This window comes from Streptomyces sp. WAC06614 (assembly GCF_003949795.1).
Lineage (GTDB): Bacteria > Actinomycetota > Actinomycetes > Streptomycetales > Streptomycetaceae > Streptomyces.
The window spans coordinates 1-6,365 of sequence record NZ_RPRY01000373.1 but is presented as its reverse complement, the minus strand read 5'-3'; the positions used below and the strand labels follow the sequence as shown (position 1 = coordinate 6,365).

Here is a 6,365-nt window from a genome sequence, read left to right as displayed (position 1 = left end):
GCCTGGCGGCTCCCGGCCCGGCCCGGCGGCTCCCGGCCCGGCCCGGCCGCCCCCGGCGCGGCCGGGCACCCCGGAGCACCGTGATCCCGGGCGCGCCGGGACCCCCCGCGACGTAGGCTGGGTACCCCCGGCCCGTTCACGTGTCGGGCCCTTCGCGTTGCCCCCCGGCCCCCGAGACCTGCGGATGGACAAGCCCTCATGAGCCTGCACGGACTGCTCGACGCCGTCACCGCGGACCCCGCCCTGAACGAGGCGGTCACCGCGGCCGGCGACGGTCACCGGATGCACGTCGACCTGGTCGGGCCGGCCGCGGCCCGCCCGTTCGCGATCGCCGCACTGGCCCACCGCACCGGGCGCACCGTCCTCGCCGTCACCGCGACCGGCCGCGAGGCCGAGGACCTCGCGGCGGCGTTGCGCTCGCTGATGCCGCCGGGCCAGGAGAGCGCCGTCGTGGACTACCCGGCCTGGGAGACCCTCCCGCACGAGCGGCTCTCGCCCCGCAGCGACACCGTCGGCCGCCGCCTGGCCGTGCTGCGCCGCCTGGCGCACCCCAGCGACGACGACCCGGCCGCCGGCCCGGTCTCGGTCGTGGTCGCGCCCATCCGCTCCGTGCTCCAGCCGCAGGTCAAGGGCCTGGGGGACCTGGTCCCCGTGTCCCTGCGCCAGGGGCAGAGCGTCGACCTCGGCGAGGTCACCGAGGCCCTGGCGGCAGCCGCCTACGCCCGGGTCGAGCTGGTCGAGAAGCGCGGCGAGTTCGCCGTCCGCGGCGGCATCCTCGACGTGTTCCCGCCCACCGAGGAACACCCGCTGCGCATCGAGTTCTGGGGCGACGAGGTCGAGGAGATCCGCTACTTCAAGGTGGCCGACCAGCGCTCGCTGGAGATCGCCGAGCACGGCCTGTGGGCCCCGCCCTGCCGCGAGCTGCTGCTGACCGCCGAGGTCCGCGCCCGCGCCGCCGACCTCGCCGAGCGCCACCCCGAGCTCGGCGAACTGCTGCACAAGATCGCCGAGGGCATCGCCGTCGAGGGCATGGAGTCCCTCGCCCCCGTGCTCGTCGACGACATGGAACTGCTCCTGGACGTCCTGCCCGCCGGCGCCATGGCGGTGGTCTGCGACCCCGAGCGGGTCCGTACCCGGGCCGCCGACCTGGTCGCCACCAGCCAGGAGTTCCTCCAGGCGTCCTGGGCCGCCACCGCCGGCGGCGGCCAGGCCCCCATCGACGTCGGCGCCGCCAGCCTGTGGGGCATCGCCGACGTCCGCGACCGGGCCCGCGAGCTCGGCATGATGTGGTGGTCGGTGTCGCCGTTCGCCGCCGACGAGGAACTGTCCTCCGACACCCTCAAGCTCGGCATGCACGCCCCCGAGAGCTACCGCGGCGACACCGCCCGCGCGCTCGCCGACACCAAGGGCTGGATCGCCGACGGCTGGCGCACCGTCTACGTCACCGAGGGCCACGGCCCGGCCGCCCGCACGGTCGAGGTGCTCGCCGGCGAGGGACTCGCCGCCCGGCTCCAGGCCGACCTCGGCGCGCTGGAGCCCTCGCTGGTGCACGTCGCCTGCGGCTCCCTCGACAGCGGTTTCGTCGACCCGGGCCTGAAGATCGCGGTGCTGACCGAGACCGACCTGACCGGTCAGCGCACCGCCACCAAGGACCTCGGCCGGATGCCGGCCCGCCGCCGCAAGACGATCGACCCGCTGACCCTCCAGGCCGGCGACTACATCGTCCACGAGCAGCACGGCGTGGGCCGCTACATCGAGATGGTGCAGCGCACCGTCCAGGGCGCCACCCGCGAGTACCTGCTCGTGGAGTACGCCCCCGCCAAGCGCGGCCAGCCCGGCGACCGCCTCTACATCCCCACCGACCAGCTGGAGCAGGTCACCAAGTACGTCGGCGGCGAGGCGCCCACCCTGCACCGGCTCGGCGGCGCCGACTGGACCAAGACCAAGCAGAAGGCGAAGAAGGCCGTCAAGGAGATCGCCGCCGATCTCATCAAGCTCTACAGCGCCCGCATGGCGGCCCCCGGCCACACCTTCGGCCCCGACACCCCCTGGCAGCGCGAGCTGGAGGACGCCTTCCCGTACGCGGAGACCCCCGACCAGCTCACCACCATCGCCGAGGTCAAGGAGGACATGGAGAAGTCGGTCCCGATGGACCGGCTGATCTGCGGTGACGTCGGCTACGGCAAGACCGAGATCGCGGTGCGGGCGGCGTTCAAGGCGGTCCAGGACGGCAAGCAGGTCGCGGTGCTGGTCCCGACCACCCTCCTCGTCCAGCAGCACTTCGGCACCTTCTCCGAGCGCTACAGCCAGTTCCCGGTCAACGTCCGGGCGCTGTCGCGGTTCCAGACCGACACCGAGGCCAAGGCCACCCTGGAGGGCCTGAAGGAGGGCTCGGTGGACGTGGTCATCGGTACCCACCGGCTGTTCTCCTCCGAGACCAAGTTCAAGGACCTGGGCCTGGTCATCGTCGACGAGGAGCAGCGGTTCGGCGTCGAGCACAAGGAGCAGCTGAAGAAGCTGCGGGCCAACGTCGACGTGCTGACCATGTCCGCGACCCCCATCCCGCGCACCCTGGAGATGGCGGTGACCGGCATCCGGGAGATGTCCACCATCACCACTCCGCCCGAGGAGCGCCACCCGGTCCTGACCTTCGTCGGCCCCTACGAGGAGAAGCAGATCGGCGCGGCCGTCCGCCGCGAACTGCTGCGCGAGGGCCAGGTCTTCTACATCCACAACCGGGTGGAGTCCATCGACCGCGCGGCCGCCCGGCTGCGCGAGATCGTCCCCGAGGCGCGCATCGCCACCGCGCACGGGCAGATGTCGGAACAGGTCCTGGAGCAGGTGGTCGTCGACTTCTGGGAGAAGAAGTACGACGTCCTGGTCTCCACCACCATCGTCGAGTCGGGCATCGACATCTCCAACGCCAACACCCTCATCGTGGAACGCGGCGACAACTTCGGCCTCTCCCAGCTCCACCAGCTCCGCGGCCGCGTGGGCCGGGGCCGCGAGCGCGGCTACGCGTACTTCCTGTACCCGCCGGAGAAGCCGCTGACCGAGACCGCCCACGAGCGGCTGGCCACCATCGCCCAGCACACGGAGATGGGCGCGGGCATGTACGTGGCCATGAAGGACCTGGAGATCCGTGGCGCGGGCAACCTGCTCGGGGGGGAGCAGTCCGGTCACATCGCGGGCGTCGGCTTCGACCTGTACGTGCGGATGGTCGGCGAGGCGGTCGCGGACTACCGGGCCTCCCTGGAGGGCGGTGCCGAGGAGGAACCCCCGCTGGAGGTCAAGATCGAGCTGCCGGTGGACGCGCACGTCCCGCACGACTACGCCCCCGGCGAGCGGCTGCGGCTGCAGGCGTACCGGGCGATCGCCTCGGCCGGCTCGGAGGAGGACATCAAGGCGGTCCGCGAGGAACTGACCGACCGGTACGGCAAGTTGCCCGAGCCGGTGGAGAACCTCCTGCTGGTGGCGGGGCTGCGCATGCTGGCCCGGGCCTGCGGGGTCGGTGACATCACCCTCCAGGGCAGCAACATCCGCTTCGGCCCGGTCGAGCTGCGCGAGTCCCAGGAGTTGCGCCTCAAGCGCCTGTACCCGGGCACGGTCGTCAAGCCGGCCACGTCCCAGGTGCTGGTGCCCCGCCCGAAGACGGGCAAGATCGGCGGCAAGCCGCTGGTCGGCCGGGAACTGCTCGCGTGGACCGGGGAGTTCCTGACGACGGTGCTGACCTGAGCCGAGGCGGGCGGCGTTCACGGGCCAATTGCCTGTGAACCGAGTCAACGCGCGCGCGGCGCGGTACGCTCGGGCCCATGCCCGAGAACAGTGCCGCCGCCGAAGTGACCGCCGCCGGGATCGCCCGGCTGGCCGGGGTGGGGCGGGCCGCCGTCAGTAACTGGCGGCGCCGCTACGCCGACTTCCCCCGGCCCGTCGGCGGGACCGCGACCAGCCCGTCCTTCGCGCTCGCCGAGGTCGAGCAGTGGCTGCGGGCCCAGGGCAAGCTGGCCGAGGTTCCGCTGCGGGAGCGGGTGTGGCAGCAGGTCTGCGCCCACCCCGGCGGGGCCGTGGCCGCGCTCGTGGAGGTGGGCCGCGCCCTGCTGGTGGTCCGCGAACGCCCCACCGACTGGCTGGAGCTGTCCGCCGTCTCCGACGCCCGCCTGGCCCTCCTCCTGCCGCCCGTGGCCGAGCAGCTCCTCACCGCCCGCCTCGGCCCGGCCCACCCCCTGACCGCCTTCGACCCCGAGCCGGCCACGGCCACCGGCACGGCCCGCGGGCCCGCCGGGCCCGGCCCCGCACCGCTGTGGCGGGCCGCCGCCGAGCTGGCCGCCGGGGGCGGGGCGCGGCAGGCCTTCGAGTTCCTGCTCGGGCGGTACCTCGACGCCCACCCCCGGCAGTACACGCGCACCCCGCAGGGTCCGGCCGAGCTGATGGCGGCGCTGGCCGGGCCCGCCCGGACCGCGCTCGACCCGGCCTGCGGCACCGGCACCCTGCTGCGGGCCGCCCGGGCCGCCGGCGCGCGGAGCCTGGCCGCCCAGGACGCCGCCCCCGAACTCGCGGCGCTCGCCGCGCTGCGCCTGGCGCTGGACGGGGCCGAGGAGGTGCGGGCCGCCGCCGGGGACAGCCTGCGCGCCGACGCCTTCCCGCGGGCCGGCGCCGACGTGGCCCTGTGCCACCCGCCGTTCAACGAGCGCAACTGGGGCCACGAGGAACTCGCCTACGACCCCCGCTGGGAGTACGGCCTGCCCGCCCGCGCCGAGTCCGAACTCGCCTGGGCCCAGCACTGCCTGGCCCGGCTGCGCGAGGGCGGCACCGCCGTGCTGCTCATGCCCCCGGCCGCCGCCGCCCGCCGCTCGGGCCGCCGGATCCGGGCCGACCTGCTGCGCCGCGGCGCCCTGCGCGCCGTCGTCGCGCTCCCGGCCGGGGCGTGCGGGGCGGGCCGGCCCCCGCCGACGTGCTGCTCGTGGACGCCGCCGAGGCGGCCGCCCCCGCGGCCGAGGGGCGGGAGAAGGCCTCCTGGTCCGCCGTGCACCGCACGGTCACCGAGGCCTGGGCCGCGTACGACCGGACCGGCGCCACCGCCGAACTGCCGGCGGGCGCACTGGCGGTGCCCGTGGTCGCCCTGCTCGACGAGGACGTCGACCTCACCCCCGGCCGTCACCTGCCGCCGCCCGGCGCCGACGGCGGCCTGGCCGAGCTGGCCGCCGTACGGGAGCGGCTGGACCGGACCATGCACCGGGCGGCCGAGCTGACCCCGCCGCCCGCCACGGCCGGCGACCGGACCCGGCCGCCGGCCACCACCGTCGGCGAACTCGCCCGGGCCGGCGCCCTGGTGCTGCACACCGGCGGCGGACAGGCCGCCGGGGACGCCCCCGTCCCGCTCGCCGTCGGCGACGTCCTGGTGGTTCCCGTCCCGGGCGGCACCGGCACCGCCCGGGTGGTCACCGCCGCGACCGCCGGCACGGCCCTCGGCCGCAACCAGTACCTGCTGCGCCCCGACCCGGCCGCGCTGGACCCCTGGTTCCTGGCCGGGTTCCTGCGCGGCACCGCCAACACCCGGCAGGCCAGCAGCTACGCCTCCAGCGCCACCCGGCTCGACGTGCGCCGCCTGCACCTGCCCCGGCTGCCGCTCGCCGAGCAGCGTCGCTACGGGGCACGCTTCCAGGCGCTCGCGGAGTTCGAGGACGTCCTGCAACGGGCCGCCCGGCTCGGCGAACAGCTCGTCCAGGGCCTCTACGACGGGCTGTCGGACGGCACGGTCACCCCCTCGTGACGGCCGGCGCCACCGCCTCCCGACGGCCGGCGCACCGCCTCGCGACGGCCGGCGCACCGCCTCCCGACGGCCGGCGCACCCCCTCGCGACCGATGCGGTCACACCCGCATGACGGTTGGGTGCATCCGCTGACCGGGTGACGGCGTCCCTGTATACGCTCTGCACGTACATTTCCCCGCCCCGTTCCCCAGGAGCAGCGATGCACGGCCCCGGCCTCCCGCAGCCCCCCGCCCCGTCGAACCACGGGGTGCAGGTGACGCTGCGCGTGGTGTTCACCGCGCTGACCCTGCTGACGTGCGGGTTCTTCGCCTGGGCGAGCATGCTCAAGGTCGCGATCGTGACGCGCAGCCCCCGCAACTGGGCGCTGTTCGTGGTGACGGTGGCCATCAACATTGCCTGCATCGCCCTGCTCGGCAGCGACGACACCCCCGACGGCGAGACCGGCCCCAACACGGACATCGCGATGATCACCTCGCTGATCACCGCCATCGCCGTCATCGCCTATTTCCTCTACGAGGACATCCGCCACTACAACTCCCTGCCGGCGTCCTGGTACGGCGGGCAGCAGCCTGCCACCGGCCCGTACTACCCGCCG

The 6,365-nt window shown here is 74.9% G+C and carries 1 protein-coding gene and 2 pseudogenes; all 3 read left to right on the top strand.

Annotation, left to right across the window (positions count from 1 at the left end):
• The first annotated feature begins 198 nt into the window (after positions 1-198).
• Complete coding sequence (gene mfd / locus EF918_RS31005) at positions 199-3,735, top strand: transcription-repair coupling factor (protein WP_125652249.1); 3,537 nt, start codon at positions 199-201, stop codon at positions 3,733-3,735.
• A 77-nt stretch (positions 3,736-3,812) separates the two neighbouring features.
• Positions 3,813-5,770 (top strand): annotated as a pseudogene (locus EF918_RS31000) (N-6 DNA methylase).
• Between the two features lie 199 nt (positions 5,771-5,969).
• Positions 5,970-6,365: pseudogene (locus tag EF918_RS30995) on the top strand (hypothetical protein); the annotation flags it as partial.